Annotated in this window: 12 protein-coding genes; all 12 read left to right on the top strand. The window is 53.8% G+C overall.

Going from position 1 to position 21,872, the window contains the following annotated elements; all coding sequences use genetic code 11:
• Positions 1-2: 2 nt before the first annotated feature.
• The 12 genes from SCARR_RS01030 (at position 3) to SCARR_RS01085 (ending at position 21,786) form a co-directional block, all read left to right on the top strand.
• Positions 3-3,461, top strand: coding sequence for a polysaccharide lyase family 8 super-sandwich domain-containing protein (locus SCARR_RS01030; protein ID WP_136059679.1), 3,459 nt, complete (start codon positions 3-5; stop codon positions 3,459-3,461).
• 183 nt (positions 3,462-3,644) lie between these two features.
• Positions 3,645-6,704 carry a carbohydrate binding domain-containing protein gene (locus SCARR_RS01035; RefSeq protein ID WP_136059680.1) on the top strand — a complete coding sequence of 1,020 codons (3,060 nt, stop codon included), beginning with the start codon at positions 3,645-3,647 and terminating at the stop codon, positions 6,702-6,704.
• 117 nt (positions 6,705-6,821) lie between these two features.
• Positions 6,822-8,639, top strand: a complete 1,818-nt coding sequence (locus SCARR_RS01040) for an alpha-L-fucosidase (protein WP_136059681.1) — start codon at positions 6,822-6,824, stop codon at positions 8,637-8,639.
• A 95-nt stretch (positions 8,640-8,734) separates the two neighbouring features.
• Positions 8,735-9,976 carry a hypothetical protein gene (locus SCARR_RS01045; RefSeq protein WP_136059682.1) on the top strand — a complete coding sequence of 414 codons (1,242 nt, stop codon included), beginning with the start codon at positions 8,735-8,737 and terminating at the stop codon, positions 9,974-9,976.
• A gap of 24 nt (positions 9,977-10,000) precedes the next feature.
• The gene (locus SCARR_RS01050) at positions 10,001-10,261 is read left to right on the top strand and encodes a leucine-rich repeat domain-containing protein (RefSeq protein WP_168432872.1); all 261 of its coding nucleotides are present in this window, start codon (positions 10,001-10,003) and stop codon (positions 10,259-10,261) included.
• Positions 10,261-11,712: a sulfatase family protein gene (locus tag SCARR_RS01055; protein WP_136059684.1), complete on the top strand. Its 1,452-nt coding sequence runs from the start codon at positions 10,261-10,263 to the stop codon at positions 11,710-11,712. Before SCARR_RS01050 ends, SCARR_RS01055 begins: the two co-directional genes overlap by 1 nt.
• A gap of 111 nt (positions 11,713-11,823) precedes the next feature.
• Positions 11,824-12,678, top strand: a complete 855-nt coding sequence (locus SCARR_RS01060) for a PEP-CTERM sorting domain-containing protein (protein WP_136059685.1) — start codon at positions 11,824-11,826, stop codon at positions 12,676-12,678.
• Positions 12,679-13,445: 767 nt separating this feature from the next.
• Positions 13,446-14,999 carry a sulfatase family protein gene (locus SCARR_RS01065; RefSeq protein WP_136059686.1) on the top strand — a complete coding sequence of 518 codons (1,554 nt, stop codon included), beginning with the start codon at positions 13,446-13,448 and terminating at the stop codon, positions 14,997-14,999.
• 9 nt (positions 15,000-15,008) lie between these two features.
• Complete coding sequence (locus SCARR_RS01070) at positions 15,009-16,505, top strand: alpha-L-fucosidase (protein WP_222846123.1); 1,497 nt, start codon at positions 15,009-15,011, stop codon at positions 16,503-16,505.
• Between the two features lie 11 nt (positions 16,506-16,516).
• Positions 16,517-18,421, top strand: coding sequence for an FAD-dependent oxidoreductase (locus tag SCARR_RS01075; RefSeq protein ID WP_136059687.1), 1,905 nt, complete (start codon positions 16,517-16,519; stop codon positions 18,419-18,421).
• A gap of 117 nt (positions 18,422-18,538) precedes the next feature.
• Complete coding sequence (locus SCARR_RS01080; RefSeq protein ID WP_136059688.1) at positions 18,539-20,500, top strand: hypothetical protein; 1,962 nt, start codon at positions 18,539-18,541, stop codon at positions 20,498-20,500.
• A complete protein-coding gene (locus tag SCARR_RS01085; RefSeq protein ID WP_136059689.1) occupies positions 20,500-21,786 on the top strand; it encodes a hypothetical protein in 1,287 nt (428 codons plus the stop codon). The genes SCARR_RS01080 and SCARR_RS01085 overlap by 1 nt, the downstream gene beginning before the upstream one ends.
• Positions 21,787-21,872 lie beyond the last annotated feature (86 nt).

Below are 21,872 nucleotides of genomic sequence, written 5' to 3' on the forward strand. Positions count from 1 at the left end.
CAATGGCTAGACGGAAATTTGCTGCCACGTTGTGTTTTGCGATGCTGGCCTATTGCGCGAATGCGTATGAGGTGCAGCCCTATACGCCCGTCACCAACAGCCCGGCGCAGTTGGCCGCCAAACAGGCGGCGCTGACTGCGCTGCGCTCCGAGTGGGACGGCGATAACTATCCAACACAAAGCCGAATTTCCGGGATTCTCTCGGACAACGGCATTTCGAATCCGTCATCGGTTCCCGCAAATTTTAATTTGGACGGTTCGTGGCATTTGAGCCTGCCGACCGGGGCTTCGCTGTCCGAATCGCAATACGATACGCACCGGGCCTATTTCTTTGACCTGCTCGCTCTGGCCTGGCTGGACGAATTTCAGGGGGTGGATCACAGTCAGACCATCTACGATTCGCTCGCCTGGTATTTCGACAACGGCTATGCTGCGCCGCACGAATACCACGAGACCTTTAGCTATCACAATCCGGAGAAGCATCTTTGCGGTATCATGGTGCTGGTCGGCCTGTTGATGTTTGATGAAATCCACGCCGACCGCGCAACCGATCCGGACGTGGAAGATGTTTTTCAGGACATGCGCGCGTTCGGCCGCGCAACCATTCAGGCCTCTCCCCAAATTCGAGGAGCCAACTGGTCGTACCGTATCGACAACTGCTTGCGCTACATCCTTTTCACTGATCAGGTGGCCGACATAGATGAATATGCGTACCACTGGAAAAAGGCGCTCAGCTTCAACCGCTGGGAAGAGGAGAGCGACGGCATCCATCCGGACTGGAGCATGATGCACCATGGCGACCAGAATTACTGGGGCATGTACGGCATTTCCTGGACCAGTCGCGTCATCGAATTCGGCGAACTGTTTGCGGACAAGCCCTGGGCCTATGAAGGCGACAATCTCGATTTTATCGCCAACTGCATGATCGAAGGAACACGATGGGTCATGTTCCGCGGTGCGGTTGAGTATACGTCGGCTCCCAAGCGGGGCTCGACGTTGCTGGCCCGCACCGATGATGTTGCGGAAGAGTTCAAGGCGCTTTACCAACGGCTGATTTCAATCGGCGACGACTCGCTGACCCGTAAGACCGAGCTGATCGATCTGGAGCAGAATATGATTCTGCCGTACTGGAGCACGGGCGGCTCCGTGCCGCCGACGACGCCGGAGTTCGAAGGGCACCGCTATTTCTGGAATACAGAATATCAGGCGCATCGCCGGTCGAACTTCGGAATCTATACCCGCCGTTGCTCACAGCGCGCCCGCGCGCCGGCCAGTCGCGACGGAGCTCCGCTGCACCTCAACTATGGCGCCGGCTACACGCCCATTGTGCGGCGCGGCGACGAGCTGCGCTTCAGTCGCCTCGGCTGGGACTTCCGCCATGTGCCGGGCACCACCGTGGAGCAGGGAAAGGATATTTCCGGGGGCTTCGCCGGCTCGCAAACCAGGGGGCTGAACCTTTTCTCCGGCGCGGTTACCGACGGCCAGTACGGCTGCGGCGCATTTGAAATGAACCTGGTCGATTTCAATGACAACGGAACCTATGAACATATAAACGGCGCCGGCGCGCTGAAGGCCAACTTTTTCTTCGACGATGGAATGGTGGCCCTCGGCCAGGACGTTGAGCGCATCTCAACCGTCGATGGAACGCAGGACAGCATCTTGACCACCATTAACAACGTCCGTCGTCTCACCGACGTGGTGTACTCTGTTGACGGCGCGGCGCAGACCACCGTTTCGCCGTCCGTCGCATCCGAACAGCGGTTCACGGTTACATCGAATGCATGGTTCCATCACGATGGCATGGGCTATGTCATCTGGCCGTCCGCCTCGCCGGCGACGGAGCTGGTCATGTCGCTTGGCGACCGTCCGTTTAACTCCTACATGGCCGTCGACAACGAATGGGAAGATATTGTTAAAGACGAACTCGGCACCGCCGTGTGGAACGGAGGTGTTCTCGACATGTTTCGCCTTTGGATCGACCACGGAACGAACCCGGCTTCTGATACCTATGCCTATGCGGTGCTGCCGGACTGCACACTTGCGGAGTTGCAGGCGTGGGTTGCCGCGCCTCCTGTGCAGATTGCCGCCAACACCAACGGCATTCAGGCTGTCGCCAACACTAACGCAGGTGTCTACTACGCCTCCTTCGAGGCGGCCGGAACGGCCGACTTCGGCGGTGGAAAAACCATCACCGCCGACCGACCGCTGATGGTGATGGCGCGCCGCCGGGCGGGTGCATTTGAGTTCACGGCCTCCAACCCGACGCATCGCGGCCTGCGCAATTCCTATGTCCCGGGCAGCGGCTCCACCATCGGCACGCTGTTTGTGAACCCGATCAGCGTGGGGCTGGCCGGATTTGATGCGGGCGACAGTGTTGATTTCCAATTTCTCACGGAGCGCGGCGAAGAGGGCGCGTCTGTTTCTGCCGCCACCATCCCTTTGTCCGATGCTCTGGGCGTATTTTCCGATTGGGAATTTGATGTGCTTGGTGCCGGTGGAGTTGATTCCGGCACAACGGCTACAGACTGGGGATCTGAAACACCGGAAACAGCAGCTCCTGCCTGGACGGTATCGCTGCTGGGCAGCGATGCGGAGTCCGGACTGACTGTAGAAGGCGGCACTCTGGTGCTGACCGGTAAAGCGGATGCCGGTGGCGGCATCAGCGAAGCCGTCCTGCCGTTCGGCAAAGACTGTGCGCGTGGTGCCATCGCCGCTTCGCTCGGCCTCAACTCCGGCTCCACCTGGACAGCCGCCAAATTCAATCTCGTCAATATTTCCGGCGGCACAACCAACCACCTTGTCGACGTCAACATCCAGCGCGACGGCAGCAATACTAAAAACTTGATCACCACAGGTAGCGGCAGCGCCTCCATCGATGGCACGTGGGAGGATGCCAGTCACGATCTTGAAATCGAATGGAACAACGGCATTGCCGACATCCGGCTCACCGGCCTCGACAGCGGAACCGTTATCCTGCTCAGCCAATCCTTTCTTGAAGACATGATTCCCAATGCCTTGCTGATTCGCGCCGGCTCCGATTCCGATACAAAGGCCCGCCGCCTGCAGATCGATCGGCTCAGTATCCAGTTGCCGCTTGCCGGCTACACCAAGTGGGTCGAAGACTATGGACTGTCCGGAAGCCCCGATGCCGACCCGGAATATGATTTCGACGGCGACGGCTTCGACAATCTTTCGGAGTTTATTGCCGGAACCGACCCAACGCTTTCGTCCGTTTTTCCAACCATTGGAAACGCCTTTTTCCACCCATTGGAAAACAACTTTATTATCGAGTGGGACAGCCGGGAAGGGCGTGTTTACGACGTCTATTATTCCAACAGCCTGACTGGAACCTTCTCCCGAATCGAAAGCAATCTGGTCTTTCCTGCCAACAGCTATACTGCTCTGGTCAACCGGGCGGATTTCGCCGGCTATTACCGCTTGGATGTGCGACTTAACCAATAGCGATATCCGGCTCTTTACACGGCTGTTGCATGTTGGACGGGTTGCCTTCCGGCTCTGCGCAAATATGGAGTTATTATTGCGCAAATGGGGGCTTTTTATTTTTCTCCCGACAGTTATTCTTATCACCATGCGGATAGAAGAGTGGTATAGGATTGCTCGGTCTGCACGCTTGGAGGAATATAAATGATGAAAAATCGAATATTGAAAATGTGTTTATCCGTTGCTCTTTGTTTCGCTTCTGCTGCTGGAATTGCTTCAGCGATCGACGTCCCGATCAATGACGCAATTAGTTCGTTCGAATTCGTTGATCTGGCAAATACGACGGCACCCACGAACGATCAGCTCATCGCCGATAGCGAGGGATGGACGGTCATAGCGGACGTTGATACCGCCAATAAGCCGCGTACATTCAATAGTGGTACCGTTCCGGATGGAGCATTCTCTTTTGCGGCTAACCCGAAGAACGCGGGTGACTTGATTCACCTGCAATCGACTCCGATCGGTCATTCGTTGGTTGAGGGTGAGAATTACCAATTCTCGGTCGATATTTATCGTGGTAACATTTCCGGTAAGCCGGAATGGGCATTAGAGGTATACACCGCTGACACCAACCTGTTGGGTGCCGTTACCAATGCCGTATCGGCTACAACAACCTGGGAAACGTTCTCAGGCACCTTCACCGTTGGCGCCGCTGACGCGGGTAAAGATGTTTTCTTCAGGCTGCTCCGCGATTCGACGATCGGCACGATGGTTCCAAAGGGCGGAAACGCTGACAACATTGTTCTGGAAACCATATTGACTTCCGGAATTTCTGATTCAGCCCGTGTGCTGGCCTTCAATGTGGACGGTGAAAAGTCGGATTTTGAATATGTTGCTGAGAATGTAGGACTCGACCTGAGCCTGACCGCCGCACTGAATGGCGATAGTGCCGGTGGTTCGACCGATGGCTCTTATGGTTCGTTCAAGGATCCGCTTGGAGCAGACAGCTCCTCAGAAGCTTATCCCTGGCGTGCCGAAGGCGCCAACTCGCTGGTGGCCGATGTGACCATCACCAACAACTCTTCCCAAAGCCTGAAGCTGGATGGTCTTTATTTCGATGTTTTCCGCGATGCGGCTGATTCCGTCCGTCAGGTTAAACTGGACTATATCGGTGGCGACCTTGCAACCGGAACGGGAGCGATTTATAATTTCACGCTGGATACCACGGCCGCGATAAGCACATGGAAGTTTGTCGACCTGACCTTCGAAACGGCCGGCAACGTAACCACCTCGCCAGATCTCGGTTTCAATGCGATGTCCGACGCAACGCTTGGTGCTGGTGAATCCGCTACGTTCCGTTTGACCCTGCAGACCTCGACGGATGCTGCAACGGAACCGTCGCAGATGCTGCTCGACAATATTGCGCTGATCGGCGACTTCTATGAAGACGATGTGCTGGTGGATTGGAGCAGCCCGGATATGTTCTTCGGCGACCAGGGCTCGGCGCTCTTAAGACTGGGCGGCAACACAGATGTGACTGCCGGAGATCTGTATATCCGCAACTATCTCCCAACGGCGCCGTTGTTTGATAGGGGCCAGGCCGAATACTACCAAAAGCAGGATATCTACGGCATCATGCAGACTGGAAATCAGGGTACAGGCGCTGAGATCCGTCCCTTCAGATATTACAAGTTTACCGAAGCAAACACCTCACAGGGCAACCTGGTGATGACCGTTACTCCGGCCGGGGATGACCTCAACGGCACCGACATCTACCAGAGCACGATCATCCACTACATGGCGGATGATTTCTACGACAGCATCGGCGCCGGAGAAACCATCAGCTCATTGGCAATGAGCCTGGTTGAGCTGGATGCGGATGATGCGACGGTACGCTTTGCCGTGAAGAATGACGGGCAGTGGTACATCAGCTTTGCGAAAACGACATCCATCGGATCCTTCTCCCTCTCGACGCCTGCGTTAGAGGGAGCATGGGGTGCCCTGAGCGCGGCAGCCAGCGACTCCTCCTCCATGATGACGGCGGACGGCGTTGCCTTTGATACGGCAGGTGCCGCGTTCACCAATGTTGAAGCGGTCGGTTTCTTCGTGGAAGGCAGCGGCGGCGTGGCGGTGAATAAGGTACGGTTCAAATATGATTCCTTCACCGCCCTGGCCGGCCCGGCTCCGACCGAGTTCCCGGACGCGCAGGTGCTTGCATACAACACGGACGATAACCCCGATTATTTTGAATATGTCAAGAGCGGGGCCGATGTCTCTGTTAATATTGTCAGCGCTCAGACCGGTCAATCATCGAATGGGTCTCTCGATGGCTCTTTTGGGTCATTCTACGATCCAGTTGGGGCAGACACCAACAGCGCTGCTCGTCCATGGAGAGGCCGCGGAACAGGAGACGCTTTTCTGATTGCCGAATTTACCGTATCCAATGTGCTGGAGGATTCCTCCATGCAGCTGGAAGGTTTCTATTTCGACTTTATGCGGCTAAATACGCAGGCACTGCGACAGGTCCAACTAGATTACGTTGGTGGAGACCTTTCCGGTGTTTCGAGTGGAATCGTGTATAGCGTGGCGGTTCAGACCAATGAGTTTGTGCAATATACCACCAATGATATTTCCGGCGGTATAACGAATGTGGTTACGGTTAACCCATGGGCTGACTTTGACTGGACATTTGCTGCCGAGGGCGCCACGCCTTCTGCTGAAGCGGTTACCTTCAATGCGATGGCGGATACCAGCCTGGCCTACGGCGAATCCGCGACCTTCCGAATGAGCCTTATTCCATCAACCGATGCCGCAACCGAAACCGGCCAGGCATGGCTGGACAACCTTGCCTTGATTGGAAGTTTTCAGATTGTCGGATTCAACGGGTGGGTCTCCAGCCCTCTCTTTGGGCTGGATGCCGCCGATCAGGATGCTGGGGATGACCCGGACGGCGACGGCCTGACTAACCTTGAGGAGTATGCTCGAGATGGTAATCCAAACGATATCTTCGATACAGGAACGGCTTCAACGATTGAGGTTGCCAGTGGTGTGTTTAACTATGTCTACCCACAGCGCTCGGACGATGAAACCCTGAATTACTACGTGGAGTTGAATGATAATCTGGTTCACGGAACCTGGACGAACTCCGGCTATACGGTAACGGGAACGGAAGTGACCGGCGGAACATTGGACTTTGTTACCAACGAAGTTTCAACGGTAGTTGAAGACGCTCAGTTCATCCGACTGATCATCGAGCAGATGTAAGATTATATTTCTCATCACACTGAGAGCCCCCGGCGTTTTGTCGGGGGCTTTTTATTCGCAAAATAGACGGTTGTGTTTAGTGTTGAAAACCTTCGGGATTAATGGCTTGGAGTTATTATGAAAAAAAATGTGATTCGATGTGTGCTCATGTGTCTGTTTCCCCTGACCGGGTTTAGTGAAGTGCAGACGGAAGCCGCGGGCAATGCCGCGACAGTGCACCATGTGGAGCGCGATAATGATGAACGGTTGGCCTGGTGGCGCGAGGCCAAGTTCGGTCTGTTTGTCCACTGGGGCGTGTATGTGGTTCTAGCCGGCGAATATCAGGGTGAAACCGTTCCCGGTATTGGCGAGTGGATTCAGTATAAAAAACAGATCCCCAAACAAGAGTACCTGAAGGACTACGCGGGAAAATTTAATCCCACGGAGTTCAATGCGAATGCATTTGTTCGAATGGCTCGTGATGCCGGTATGAAATTCATTGTCATCACCGCGAAGCACCATGATGGATTTGCCATGTATGACTCCGCCGTATCAGCATATAATATGGTTGATGCGACGCCCTATGGGAAAGATCCGCTCAAGGCGCTGGCCAAAGCCTGTAAAAAGTATGATATCCGGCTCGGGTTTTATTATTCTCATCGCATCGACTGGGAACATCCCGATGCCATCTGTGACCGATATAACGATTGGGATTACAACCCGACCAATGCTGTCTTCGATCGGTATTGGAAAGAAAAGAGCATGCCACAGGTCAAAGAGCTGTTGAGCCAGTACGGGGATGTTTCGCTTCTGTGGGTGGATATGGCCCGTGGACTCGATATTAAATATGCGAGAGAGATGGCCGAAATGGCCCGCTCCCTGCAACCGGATATTCTGATCAACAGTCGGATAATGGATGAGGGCTATGAGGGCCCGGGCATGGAACTCTGGGACTATGAGACCAGCTCTGATAATTATATCCACCCCCAATTGGACATGAAGGACTGGGAAGCGATTGTGACCACGACTGACAGCTGGGGGCATAAGAAGGTAGATACCAACTTCCGTTCTGCTAAACAGATTGTCCAGGTGCTTGTTTCCGTTGTGAGTAAAGGCGGAAACCTGCTGCTCAATGTCGGGCCGGATGCCACTGGTGTTGTGGACCCCGCCATTCAGCAGCATTTAAAAAACGTTGGAGTCTGGTTGGACCACTATGGCGAAACGGTCTATAGCGCAAAGGGAACCCCTTTTTCACGAACCCATGACTGGGGCGTGATCACCCGCAAGCCGGGCATCCTCTACCTGAATGTGTTTGAGTGGCCCGCCGGCGGATTCATAGATCTAAGTGGTCTGCAGAATAAAGTGAAAAGCGTCTACGCATTGACGGAAGAGGGGAAACTGCCGCTCAGTTACAAACAAAAGGTCATCAAAAACACGTCGGTTCATCACCTGAACGTGATGCTTCCTGATCGACCCGTTTCCGTGTTGAACACCGTCATAGCGGTTGAACACGAAGGAGATCTGGAAATTGATCAAAGCATGGTGCAGGACGCCCGTTGCATCACACGTCTCGACTTCTTCAATGCGGAACGCGATGACGAAGCGAAGAAACTGGCATGGGACTTCAACGTGCTTCGTCCCGGACGCTATAAGGTCAAACTCATCAGCTCCGAAAGCCAGCATCATGAAAATCCCGAATGGGTTGGCGGTGGACAGTCTGCCACGTTGCAAGTAAATGGGAAAGCCACCGAGTTTGTTTTGAAACAGGACGGTGTACTTAAAAACTTTAATCAGATTCCGTGGAATTATGTCATCTCCCGAATCGGCGACGTTGAATTCGAGAAACCCGGCGACTATACACTTGAGTTAAGCGGCCTCGACCTGGCCTACGAAAAATATCGCACCAAAGGCCTTGCGCTGAACTACGTGGAGCTGGTCCCGATTGAACAGCCGTAATTCTTATACGAAGCCAAACTCATTAGGAGTGAGGAATGGAGGATAAAATATGCGCGCGAAATGCTAAAATTCTCAACTTACTGAGGGATCCGTAAATGACCGTAAAAACAAACAAATCCGGGTTGTCCGCGGCGTTGTCCGCGGCGTTCGCCTTGTGCGCGCTTTCCGCTCAGGCGGTCGCCATCGACCAAACCGTGCTTTCCGAAACCTTCGAGTCGGATGCCCTGGGTGTGCTGACAACAACCGGTGGCTGGTCCACCGTCGATCCGAACGCCTTGAAAACCAAACGCAAAATCGAAGTGGTCGCCGATGGCAGCAACCGGATGGGTGGCGGAACCGCCAACCAGATTCTCTATTTCTATAACATCGCCGGCGACCCGATCACCTATGAGACAACCTTTTCGGCTAACAGCCTCTCAACCGGACAGGTGCTGATGGTCAGTTTCGACTTCTATGAACCCTCAACGATTGCCGGAGGGGTCAGCATTTCGGTCGGCAGCGGCTCCGGCGCGAAAAACCCCGTTAATGCCTTCACCCTGACCGACGGTGCGGTCGGACCTTCCGGCAGCTACACCCTCAACGCGGCGCACCATCTCGACGTTGTTTTCAACGAGACGGGCGCGACGCTTGATTACGACGACCCGGGCGGCGGAACCTCCTCGCTCGGAACCGGCCTGATGGATATCTGGATCGACCAGGTGCGCGTCGCCGCCGGCGTCTCGCAGGGGCGCGACACCAGCCCGTCGACTCAACTGTCCAGTCTGAAATTTATCAACGCGGACACGCAGCAGGAGATTTTTTTCGATAATATCACGGTGCGCGAAGTCGCTGCGGCCGAGCCACCGCCTCCGCCGGAAGAGATCGAACTGCTCATCACCAATCTGGTGGTAGACTCCGGCTCCGTACAGCTCGACTGGAATCTGGAGTCCGATCATTTCATTGTCATCTCCGCCGCTCAGCCTTCGGAGCTCGGCAAAGAGGGCACCTGCGAGGTTTCCTCAACCAACGCCTCCCGTTCCGCCTCCTTTGCCTACGATGCGCCCGCCGGTTTCTTCCGCATCATGGACGGCGTCGCCGCCGTCGACAGCATCAGCAGTCCGGTGCTCTATAGCGGAATTAAAGCCATCTCGCCGCTGGATGCGCCCACCAACCGGATCTACGATGCTGAGCTACTCGAAATTCTCGGAATCACCCTGACCAACGGCCTGTTCGAGGCCCCCGAGCTGGCGCAGCTTTCGGCACTCGATAAGCTTTCTCTGGCGAGCGCCCAGCTCTCCGCGCTGATGGACCTCTCCGGCCTGAGCGGCCTGACCGGGCTCAATCTTTCCGGCAATTAGCTGTCCGATCTCTCCGGCTTGAGTGTGCTGAGCAATCTGCAGGCGCTGAATCTCGACAACAATCAGGTCAGCAACCTGTCCGGCATTGAATCCCTGACGCACCTGCGCTGGCTCGATCTGGAAAACAACCAGATCACCGACCTCTCCGCCGTGGTTGCCAACGCCGCCGCCGGCGGCTTGGGCGAGGGCGATCAGCTCTGGGTGCGCGGCAACCCGCTCAGCGCCGCCGCCACCAACCAGATCCAGACTTTGGAAAACACCTATAACGTGAAGGTCTTCTACTGATGAACACATCCCAATCCTTCAGCACCAGCCGCCGTGCCTTCCTCGGCGGCGTCGGAACTCTGGCCGCCGCCTCGCCTCTGCTCTCCGCGCGCGGTGCCGCGCACGGCGCGCTTCCCAACGTCCTGTTTGTACTGGTCGATCAGTGGCGCTTCAGCGCGTTCAGCCACGGCGAGGTCAACGACGCCCTCGTGCAGACGCCGAACATCGACAACTTTGTCGCCGAAGGCCTCCGCTGGCGCAAAGCCTACGCCACCTCGCCGGTCTGCACCCCCGAGCGCGCCGTGCTGATGACCGGACTCTATCCCCACCAGACCGGCATGACCCACAACGACCTGATGATTCCGCCCGGCAACCGCTGTTTTGCCGAAGTCTTCCAGCAGGCCGGCTATGCCACCCACTACATCGGTAAAACCCACTACGACGGCGAGGGCCGCTACGACACCGTGGACGCCGAAGGCAACACCGGCTGGCTTCCGGGCGACCCGTCGCGCCGCTGGCGCCGCCGCGGATTCACCACCTATCAGGGCTTCAACCGCGGCCACAACTTCATTTCAACTTCCGCCGGTAATGTCGCCATGGTCGACGACGACGGCCGAACCATGACCGAAGTGCTCAACCGCTACGAACCCGAATTCCAGCGCGAGCTGGCCGAAACCTTCATCCAGAGCAATCGCGAGCGCCCGTGGCTCTGCTATCTCTCGTGGGGGCCGCCTCACACCCCGTACGATGAAGTCCCGGCGGAATATCAGATCTATTCTGTCAGCGAATCCGACCGTCGCCCCAACGTGCCCGCCGGCAACCCCGGCGCCGGCGACCTCGCCGACTACTACGCTCAGTGCGCCGCCCTCGACGACCACTTCGGCCGCCTCATGCAGTTCCTGGAAGACGAAGGACTGAAAGACAACACCCTCGTCGTTTTCACCTCCGACCACGGCGACATGCACTACTCGCAGAACCTCGAGAAAAAAGGGCATCCCGAAGAGGAATCCTGCCACATCCCGCTCTTTATGCGCATGCCGGGAACCATTCCCTCCGGACAGGTTTCCGACACGCTCATGAACGGTGTGGACGTGATGCCCACGCTGCTGAGCCTCTGCGGACTGCCCTCGCAGAAAACCTGCGCCGGTGTCGATAAATCCGCCGCCGCAAAAGGTCAGCCCATGCCCGAGGTGGATTCCATCTTCTGCCCGCATCAGGGTGCCTGGCGCATGGTGCGTTCCGACCGCTACAAACTGATCGTGCGGGACAACACCAGCCCTATGTCGATCAACAGTGTCACCGAGCTGTTCGATATGGATAGCGACCCCTACGAGCAGACCAATCTAAAAGACGACCCCGCCCGCGCCGGCGTCAAACAGCAGCTCTACGACCGGCTCGTCCAGTGGATCGCCGACACCGGCGACAGCTGGCCCGCCGCCCCGGTTAAAGCCAAAGGTATGTACACAACCTGATTAAAAATGAATGTTCTGCGCAAATGGCTTCGCCGGATTGCGCAAAAGCGTATTTGATGAATTAACGGTTTTGCCTGAAACTAATTATCAACTGAAACCGGAGAACAAATAATGAAAAATAGAACAGCAATACAGACCGTTGCCATGCTGGTTGGCATGGGGATAGCGCTTCCGTCGATGGCGACATCTATCCTGAACTGGGACAAGGCCAACAACTTGACGGCCGCAACAGATACGTCGTTTCAAAGTAACCTAAGTGCCACAGATCAGGTCGGTACAGGTGAAAATATTCGGAACTACACACAGGCCGGAGCGTTTATGTCAACGGGGCTGGATTCTAACTACATCGGGCAAGATATGTATGGGATCATTCAAACATCCAGCGCAAATGGTTCAAGTGTTGATTTGGATTCGGCCGGAAGCATCATCAACGACGATGGTGCTTTATGGCTCGGCGTAGACGGAAATACTCCAGATAACAATCCAGGCAGTCCAGGTGTCACTACAGACACGCGTTCGATCGCTGCGTTGGTGTATTTTAATGCTGTTGGTGGAGTAGGCAACACACTGTCGGCTATGTCGATGTCTGCGAACAACATAGGCAATGTAGCGCTTCGCTTTGCCGTTCAGAGTGGCGGGAACTGGTATGTAAGTTCCGATTACTTGGACGTTGAAGGATCGTTAAGCTATTCGAGCGCAAACTGGGCGACGCTCACAACCGCGACATCAGCATCAACCAGTCTCATGACAGCCGAAGGTCTAACCTACGATGTGCTGGGCTCTGCGCTTGATAACATCACAGCCGCTGGTTTCTTTGAAGAAGGCGGGGTAGTTGATTCAAATGCCCGTGCCCGTGTGAAGTTCGATACCCTGACGGTCGAAGTTATTCCGGAACCAGCTACGCTGGGTTTGGTTGCTGCCTTTGGAGGTGGAATCATCCTGATCCGCCGCAGATTTATGATGTGATTAATACCTTATAATACATGCTGAAGCCGCCGGATTCCCGGCGGCTTTTTTTGTGTGTGCCCGGCAGGGAGCACTTGCTCGTAGGTGAAAGTCCTCTATCGGCCCGGCAGGGGGAACGATTAGCTGAACGGCAACTGCGTAACCGCGAGGAACCGTGGGAAGGAAGCCGAAGGCAAAGCACTGGCCCGATGAACAAGAACCGCATACGAGGCGGCCATGCCGGATGAGGAGGCGCAAATCTCTAAAGTCCGAAACCTGTACGGAAGGCATGGACTTATAGGCGGCGAGTATAAGTGTGATGTTAGAATGTATGGAAGCAAAGGAATCAAAAGTGCCGGAAACGGCTGAACCGATTTCAGAAGTCCTCGCTCGCTGGGCGTGGGTGGAACCTGCTGTCTGGACGGATCGCATGCTGGAGGTTCTGGAGAGTGGAATCAACGGAGTCGAAGAGAGTACACCTTCTTCGCGAAACTCGGGCTGTTCTCGATGTACACGGCCTGGGAGGAAGCTGCCAGTCCTCAAAGAGGTTAAAGGTAATCATCAACTGGAGAGCCGTATGCGGGAGAACCGCACGTACGGTTCGGAGGGAGGAGCGGCGCAAATCAATGCGTCGTTCCTACCCCTATCAAACCAATAGTGAGTGCCAACTCCTTATGCGCAGATCTTTGATGGTTATTACGCAAAGATGGTCTTTCCGAACGTTCCTTAGTCGATTATCTTAAATCAGCCTTCTTAAACTGAATCAACCGAGTCTTTTGGAGCTTAGAATGAAACGACGTAATTATATGAAACTTTCAGCCGTTGCAATGGCTTCCCCGATGTTTGGGGCTAAGGCCATAGCTGCAAAACATAAACAGCCAAACCTGTTATTCATCTTTCCGGACCAGATGCGTCGTGAAGCGATGGGGTTCTGGCAGAAGGGCAAGTTCAAAGGCGCGCTGAAAACGGCTTCAGATCCGGTGATTACTCCAACGCTCGATCGGCTTGCTCAGGATAGCGTGGTGTTCACGCAGGCGGTCAGTACGTGTCCGGTCTGCAGCCCGCACCGCGCCATGCTGATGTCCGGCATGTATCCGTGGCAGAACGGGGTGGTCAACAACTGCCGCGAAGACCGCAAGGATCACCTGCGGCATGATATTGACTGCTTCACCGATGTGTTGGCCCAGTCGGGCTATGACACCTGCTACGTGGGCAAGACGCACTGGGAGCGCAACGACCCGCTATTCGACGAAAACCAGAACTATGTCGGCACAGCCGAAGCGCCCGGCGGCCATCACTTTAATCCGTACGACACCTACATTCCGCCGGGCCGCGGCCGGCATGGAGTCGACTACTGGTTCCAGTGCGTAAAAGATGTCCATAAGGATCCGCGCGTCTATTCCAACCGCCCCGAACGGATCGACGGCAAGGCCGACGGAGTGCAGCACCGGCCCAAAATCTATTCGCCGAAGCTCGAAGCGGATGTGATCACCGATTATCTGAAAAACAATCAGGGGCAGCGCGAGGCCGGCAAGCCGTTTTCCATCATCTGGGCACCCAACCCGCCGCATAACCCATATGCTTCCGAGAAGGATTGCGATGAGATCGCCTATCGCGAGTTTTACAAAGACAAGCATTCTGACGAGCTTCTGATTCGTCCGAATGTCGTGGAATCCGATGCGGAAAATCTCGCCAAGGCAAAGAAAAGCGTGCCGTTCTATTTCGCCAACATCACTGGCGTCGATAAGCAACTGGGACGGGTGTTCCAGGCTTTGGAGCAATCTGGCGAGGCCGACAACACCATTGTGGTCTTTACGGCTGACCATGGCGAAATGATGGGCAGCCACAATAAGTTCGGTAAGCTCGTCATTTATGAAGAAGCGTTCTGTGTGCCGTTCATGATCAAGTATCCGGGCAAGACCAAGGGAACGCTTGAAGATCTGATGATCACCCCGGTCGATATTATGCCGACTGTTCTCGGTATGCTGGGCTTGAAAAAACGAATTCCTTCGACGGTCAAAGGCAAAAACTATTCGCGCGAAATCATCACGGGCGACTGGTCGAAGACGGCAAAGCCAAAGTCCGCCCATTTTCTCGGCTACAACAATAAGTTCAAAGGCCTCCGCACCGACCGCTATTCGTTCCAGATCGATGAGAAGGGCGAGCAACTGCTGTTCGATAACGAAAAGGATCCCTACCAGATGAAGGCGCTTCAACTATCGGATATTCCGAAAGCGGATACCGACTTCATTGTTTCTGAACTAGGGACGTGGCTGAAGAGCTCCAACGATCCCTGGTTCCGCGAGCAAAAGTTTGCCGGTGTCATTCAGTATCCTGCATGAGGAGTGCGCGTGAAATATATAGTGTTGTTAGTTGCAGCAACCGTTTTTGCGGGATGTTCATCCATTCCTGTTAAATCCGAAAAATATACGGCTGATTGGGAATCTCTATCCGCGCATAAGGCCGCTCCTGAGTGGTTTTCCGATGCTAAGCTAGGCATCTATTTTACATGGGGCGTACACACGGTGCCAGCTTTCCACAACGAATGGTACCCGTGGCACATGTACCGTTCCGATGGGCATGAGGTGGAGAAGCACCACCGCGAAACCTACGGCGACCCGAAGGACTTTAACTATCACGACTTTGTCCCAATGTTTACGTCCGAGCATTTTGATGCAGCGGACTGGGCAAAGCTGTTCCGGGAGGCGGGGGCAAAGTTTGCCGGTCCGTGTGCGCAGCACCACGATGGTTTTGCTCTGTGGAAAAGCAAGGTGAATCCATGGAATGCCTATGACAAGGGGCCGAAGCAGGACCTGACCGGGAAACTGGAAAAGGCGATTAAAGGGGAGGGGATGAAGTTTATCACCACCTTCCACCACGCGCGCAATGGGCAGCGGTATGCAGACACTCCGGAAAAGTGGGGAGGTTACAACAGCCACTTTACCTATCATCCCGACTATGCCACCTCGTCAACCGACCCTGTTCTTTCCAAACTGTACGGCAACATGCCGGAGGAGGAGTTCAACCAATATTGGTTCGACCAGCTGAAGGAAGTCGTGGATCAATATTCACCGGACATCATGTGGTTCGACTCCTGGATGAATATCATTCCAGAAAGCGTTCGCCAGGAGTACGTGGCCTACTACCTGAATGAAGCGGCCAGGAAAAACCAGGACGTGGTTTTGGCCTACAAACAAAACGACCTTCCGAAGTCGGTTGGGATTCTGGATATTGAACAGGGCGGAAAGAAGGATCTTTCCGAGTCCATCTGGCTGACCGATGTGACGCTGAGCAAGAAGTCCTGGTGCTATGTCGAGGGGCAGGAATACAAGCCGGCTGCTCTGGTGGTCCGCAACATGATCGATGTGTGGAGCAAAAACGGCATCGTGTTGCTGAATGTCTCTCCGCGGGCGGACGGGGTCATCCCGCAGGCGCAGCGCGATGTGCTTCGCGATATCGGTGTTTGGATGAAGAAACACGCCGAAGCGGTTTATGAAACGCGGCCGTTCGACTTTAACGGATTTGGACAGGCGAAGGCCGAGGACGGGCACTTCGGGGGGCAGTCGTCCACTGTCGAATATACGGAGCATGACGGCCGGTTTCTGCAATCCAAGGATGGCAAATATCTCTATCTATTCATGCTCGGCAAGCCAAAGGCCGGAAGCGAAATCGAAATCCGTGGACTGGCTCAGCACGACTTTTATCCGGAACAGGACGTTAGGCGCATTACCGTGATGGGCACCGATATGGAAGCGGAGTGGTATTTCGGGCTTCGTAACTTTTTCCTGACAGTGCCGGATGCTCAGATGGATGAAATCGCCACCGTATTTAGATTTGAACTCAACTGACGGAGCATGAAATGAAAAAATGGTTAATGACATTTGTGGGGGCGGGAATGGCGGTATCTGTGCACGCTGCGGGGCTGTTGATTGAGGCAGAGAGTTTTGGTGCAAAAGACGGCTGGGTAATCGATCAGCAATCGTTCGAAAAAATGGGTTCCGCTTATCTGATGGCCAATGGAATGGGACGGACGATACCGGACACCACAAAGACGGTCGAATTTCCAATGCCTGGAAAATATCATGCACTGGTGCGCACCTATAACTGGACGGCTCCGTGGTACGACGGCAAAGGACCCGGCAAGATCCAACTGCTTGTCGATGGGCAGCCATTGCCAAAGGTTGTAGGCGAAACCGGCAAGCAGTGGGAATGGCAGTATGCCGGACAGGTGACGGTTGGAAAAACGGTGGGAATCGGGTTGCGGGATCTGACCGGTTTTAACGGACGTGTCGATGCCATCTATTTCTGCAACGACCGGATCTATCCCCCAAATGATCCGAAGAAACTGAATAATTTCCGTCGGGAACTATTGGGGTTTCATGAGCCGGAAGTGATGCCGAAATCCGATCTAGTCGTCGTAGGTGGTGGCGTTGCCGGCTGCACAACAGCACTTTCCGCCGCTCGGTTGGGGCTCAAAGTTACCCTGATTCAGAACCGTCCAGTGCTGGGCGGCAACAACAGCCCGGAGGTCCATGTTAAGATCTGCGGTTTGCTGAACAAAAACCGCTATCCGAAAATTGGAAATATCGTCCGTGAAATCACGGGTATAGCGATACCTGAGGACAGCCATAAGGAATACAATGTGGAATTCCCGCATGGCGGATTCCTGTCCAAGGAAGGGCAGGACGAGGCAACGGCTGATCTTCGTACACAAATCATGAACGAAGAGAAGAATGTGAGCCTCCATCTGAACATGCATGCATTTGATGTGCAGATGAAAGACGGCAAGATTGCGGCTGTTGTGGCACGTTCAACTGAGACGGGAAAAGAAGTGGTATTTCCCGGCACATTGTTTGCAGATTGCACGGGTGACGGTACCTTAGGCTGGCTCGCCGGAGCGGACTGGACACAGACTCGTGAAGGAAAAGAGTATGCCAATGAACCCAGTGCCCCGGCAGAAGCGGATAATACGCTGCTGGGCATGAGTGTTCGCTGGCGATCGGATAAGGTTGGCAACCCGAAGCCGTTTCCTACGTCCGAAGAGATTCCGTGGGCACATCCCTGTTCTGAAGAGTATCATATGACGGATATGGGCGGCCGCTGGTTTTGGGAAACCGGTATGAACATGGATTGTGCAATCGACGCGGAAATTGTCCGCGATAACGGGCTGCGCGGCATTTATGGAAACTGGGCTTATGTGCACAATAATCTGGATCAGTTTAAAAACCGGGAAATTACCTGGCTCAGCCACATCGGCGGTAAGCGTGAATCCCGTCGTCTGTTGGGTGATCTGATCCTGACGGAAAATGATATTATCAACCAGGTGGAATATCCGGATGCCAGTTTCACCTCCACCTGGTCGCTTGATCTTCATTATGCAACTCCTGAAAACAAGCAGCGTTATCCCGGATGGGAATGGCAGACCTATTGTATTCAGGATCCAATCAAGCCGTATCATGTTCCATACCGCACGCTCTATTCCCGTAATGTTGATAACCTCTTTATGGCGGGACGGAATATCAGTGTGACGCATGCCGCGCTCGGCACGGTTCGTGTGATGGTGACCACCGGCATGATGGGCGAGGTGGTTGGTATGGCGGCCGCTACGGCCATTGAAAATGGTACATCTCCGCGCGGGGTGTATGAAAAGCATCTGGACCAGTTGATTAAACGCATGGAAGCCGGTGTTCCCACCAAACCGAATGCAATGCAGAAAGAGCCACCGAAATATAAGCCGAAGGTTGCAGCCGCTGGCGTTCACTAAGCAAGGTGAACGGGGTGCGTGTGTGCCGTCCTGTCGGGGGCTGGGACTACAGCTTCGATTATAAGTTATAGAGTATTCAGCACGACGCGCAATCTGCCGATATAGGAGTTGAATGGTATGCACATAAGAACAAAAACAGGGGTAATGATTGCTCTAATGCTGGGCAGCCTGACCTGCCGAGCCGGTATTAGTTTGCCGGTTATCGATCAGTTTTCAGAAGATTCGAAAAACGCATATGTTACCGACCTGAAGAGTAATACATTCAACCTTCCGAACAACAATTGGCGGATCAAGGGAAGCAGGTGGTATCCATCACCGGAAGCGGTTGAAAAATTCTGGACCAACGATAAATCTACGAAACGGGCGGGAAACCTTTACCGGAAAGAAGAACGACTGAAGCCGGGGCAGGCGGCATCAGTGAGCCTGCATTATCCAGAGAAGGCCTGGAAATACACGAAATGCGGCATCGTTGTAGATGGGGTTTCATTTACGATTACGCAACCTAGCGAAGGACTCTATCTCGGACTAAAAGGGAAGCAGTATGATCTGAATAGAGAGCTGATCAATGATGGGGACATTACCCTGACCATTTCCCGTGGAGCGGGAAAAGATAAAAATACCCTCTACTGGTATGTGTCGGATGAGGGGCTGTCCATGGGCGGACAAACTGAGCTCGAGAATATGCCGGAAGAAGCTCGATTTGGTCTTTCCTTTAATATCGGTTACCGGGAAGTGTTGAAACACGTTTCTTTTTCTGACTTCCGATACGGCGACCTGAGTCCGGATGAGCGGCCGGCTGCATCGATCGCTGAGTTGACCATTAAATCAAGGTTGCCGCCAGCTGCATCCAACAAAACCAAACCTCTCCTTGAAAACCCGGAAGGGCCGCTGACAAAAAAGGAAGCAGAGAAGCTGGTTGAGTGGGCATTAAATGAACCCGGGCAGTGGAGTAATCATGCCAATCGCATGCTGAGTGGGCATCGGAATCTATATCGGGTCTACCGGGTATATGATGCTTCAGGGGATGTCCGAATCCTGAACCATTTGATGGACATCGCCGAAATGGCATTAGACAGCCGAAATGATCGCAATGAAGTTATCGGCAGCCATAAATGTCTGACCGGTCGAAAAGATGGGAAGTGGACGGGCGAGGTTCTACCGTCCTGGCCTCATTTTTCTGGATGGCAGGTCCAGGACGGAGAAAAATATTATTACGGCGACGTCGGTGAAGATGCGGCCGGAGTACATTATCTGGCTGTGGCCGCAAGAGCCATCGCAGAGACACCGGAGGTTTGGAATACGAAGGTTGATGGTTCTGAACAGACCTATCTTGATAAGGCAAAACTCTATGTGAATGAAGCCATCTTCACGGTCGAGACCTGTATCATTCCCCGGTATATCGAGCCGGAAACACTGGAGTTTGTTTATCAGTTTCGCCGCAACCTTCCCGGCGTCCGCACCTTGGATGAAGGAGGGTATGTCCCGTTTAACCGCTACTGGCACGTTCCGATTGCATTTCTTGCGCTGTGCCCGGCCATGGAGATTCTGGATATAGAATCGGATAAGGTGGGAACGTATGACCGTATTGCGCAGATCAGCATCGACCGTTGGCTGAAATCCATGGATTACTATGAAAAGGATGGGTTGGAGTTGTTCGACTATCCCTATAGTTATCCTTCTCAAACTATTTTTGAAAAAGATCCGGCGGTCTGGAACTATATGCCGGAGTTTTTTGAAGGTTTCCCGTCAGAGGACTTAGGGCACTTGGGATGTGATGCATCGCAACTGTATATTTTCCACGTTTCACCTCGGGTTCATGTGCCGGAAGATGTGCTGAGGAAACTCGCAAACACGCTGTTGGTCAACGCGCCCCGCGATGCCGATGATTTTATGGCGTACCGCCTCAACGGCAGTGGGAGAGGTAGGAATAAGACGTTGGCGACGGACACCTATTTCCTGACCTTGTTTCAACCGAATTTGAATAAATTATTTTGGGATAACCCGCATCAGAAAGAGGAACCGCTGGCGTGGGAAACTCTGTTTGTGAAGTTTTTTGAATATTCCAACCGCGAGAGATAATGAAAAATTTGTGCTTAAACATCGCCTTCTTAACGATGGTCTATATGACGCCATCATTGGCCGTCACGAATGCATTATGGTCACACTTAGATCATGCCGATGCCCTTAATCATCACGGCGTAGAAACTGAGTTTATTCAAAAGGGTGGGGAGCGGGTATTAAACCTAACCCAGGCTGAAGAAGGCCGGTATGCTTGGGTTTTCATTCCTGCTCCTGTCGAAGGTTGGGGGCTTGATCATGCCAACTTTATCGAGGCAGAAATTAATAACAGCGGCACTCGTGCTGTTGAAGTAATCCTGTGGGTAGTGCCGGACAGGGGGTGGGACGCCATTGGGAAAAGGGCAACGATAGAGGCCGGAAAAAGTTTGCTCTTCAAATGCAACCTCAGAGCGTCATTCAAGGACGGCACGCCCAAGCTTAATCCGCACCGAATTAATAAGGTGGAGGTCATGTTCTCAAAAGCTCCTGTCGGTGCTTCCATTCAGGTTAAAGGATTGTCATCCTCCGGAACAGTACCGGAATGGGTGATGCCGGAAGGGCGCATGACAGTACCGAATATGGAAACGAGGAAATATGCCGCAGGGAAACGAGTGCGTTATCAGTTACTCGAACATCGGAATACAGATATTTACAGTGTTTTGTATTTGCCGAAGACATGGACGCGGCATGGGAAATATCCCGTCATTGTAGAATTTCCCGGAAACATCTATTACACCGGAAGCGTCTATTCCAGCGGTCGACCCGAGCAATGCGCGATCGGGTATGGGATGAGTAAGCATGAAGAGGTGATCTGGGTCTCGGTTCCGTTTGTTGATTATGATCTCAACGAGAACGTAGAAAGTGGTTTTGGTAACGCGGACGACACCGCAGATTATACCGTAAAACTGGTAAATGAACTTGTCGATAGCTTTGGTGGCGATAAAGACAACGTTGTCATTACCGGCTTCTCCCGAGGTGCACTCGCATGTGGTTATATCGGCAGAAGGAATGATGTTATTGCCTCCCTGTGGAAAGGTTTCCACCCCTGCCAGCATTACGATGGCGATGGCTGGAATGGTGCCGATATGAACGGAGCCAAGGAGCGGGCCAAGCGAATTGGAAAAAGCCCGGTTTTTCATACAGACAATGAACGCCATGAAGCGCTAAAGACCATGCTTTCAGAAGTGGGGGCTGATGTCACTTTTGCCAGCTCCGGTTTAGGTGCTCATGCCACGGCCATGTTCCTTGATGACAGACCCTCAACCGTTCAGCTGCGGGATTGGTATGGGAATCTGATTCAAAAATAATCAGGAACCGTAGAATGAGAGTTATCAAAATTAAGAGACCACCGTTTAGTACGGTGTTGGTCTGCGCTTTTATGCCGTGTGTTTTG

This window comes from Pontiella sulfatireligans (genome assembly GCF_900890705.1).
GTDB classification, from domain to species: Bacteria; Verrucomicrobiota; Kiritimatiellia; order Kiritimatiellales; family Pontiellaceae; genus Pontiella; species Pontiella sulfatireligans.

Bases quoted from the DNA above. Each gene is read 5' to 3' on its own strand.
- SCARR_RS01065 (WP_136059686.1), top strand. From the start codon at position 13,446: ATGAAACGACGTAATTATATGAAACTTTCAGCCGTTGCAATGGCTTCC.
- SCARR_RS01040 (WP_136059681.1), top strand. From the start codon at position 6,822: ATGAAAAAAAATGTGATTCGATGTGTGCTCATGTGTCTGTTTCCCCTG.
- SCARR_RS01085 (WP_136059689.1), top strand. From the start codon at position 20,500: ATGAAAAATTTGTGCTTAAACATCGCCTTCTTAACGATGGTCTATATG.
- SCARR_RS01045 (WP_136059682.1), top strand. From the start codon at position 8,735: ATGACCGTAAAAACAAACAAATCCGGGTTGTCCGCGGCGTTGTCCGCG.
- SCARR_RS01035 (WP_136059680.1), top strand. From the start codon at position 3,645: ATGATGAAAAATCGAATATTGAAAATGTGTTTATCCGTTGCTCTTTGT.
- SCARR_RS01030 (WP_136059679.1), top strand. From the start codon at position 3: ATGGCTAGACGGAAATTTGCTGCCACGTTGTGTTTTGCGATGCTGGCC.
- SCARR_RS01075 (WP_136059687.1), top strand. From the start codon at position 16,517: ATGAAAAAATGGTTAATGACATTTGTGGGGGCGGGAATGGCGGTATCT.
- SCARR_RS01055 (WP_136059684.1), top strand. From the start codon at position 10,261: ATGAACACATCCCAATCCTTCAGCACCAGCCGCCGTGCCTTCCTCGGC.
- SCARR_RS01080 (WP_136059688.1), top strand. From the start codon at position 18,539: ATGCACATAAGAACAAAAACAGGGGTAATGATTGCTCTAATGCTGGGC.
- SCARR_RS01060 (WP_136059685.1), top strand. From the start codon at position 11,824: ATGAAAAATAGAACAGCAATACAGACCGTTGCCATGCTGGTTGGCATG.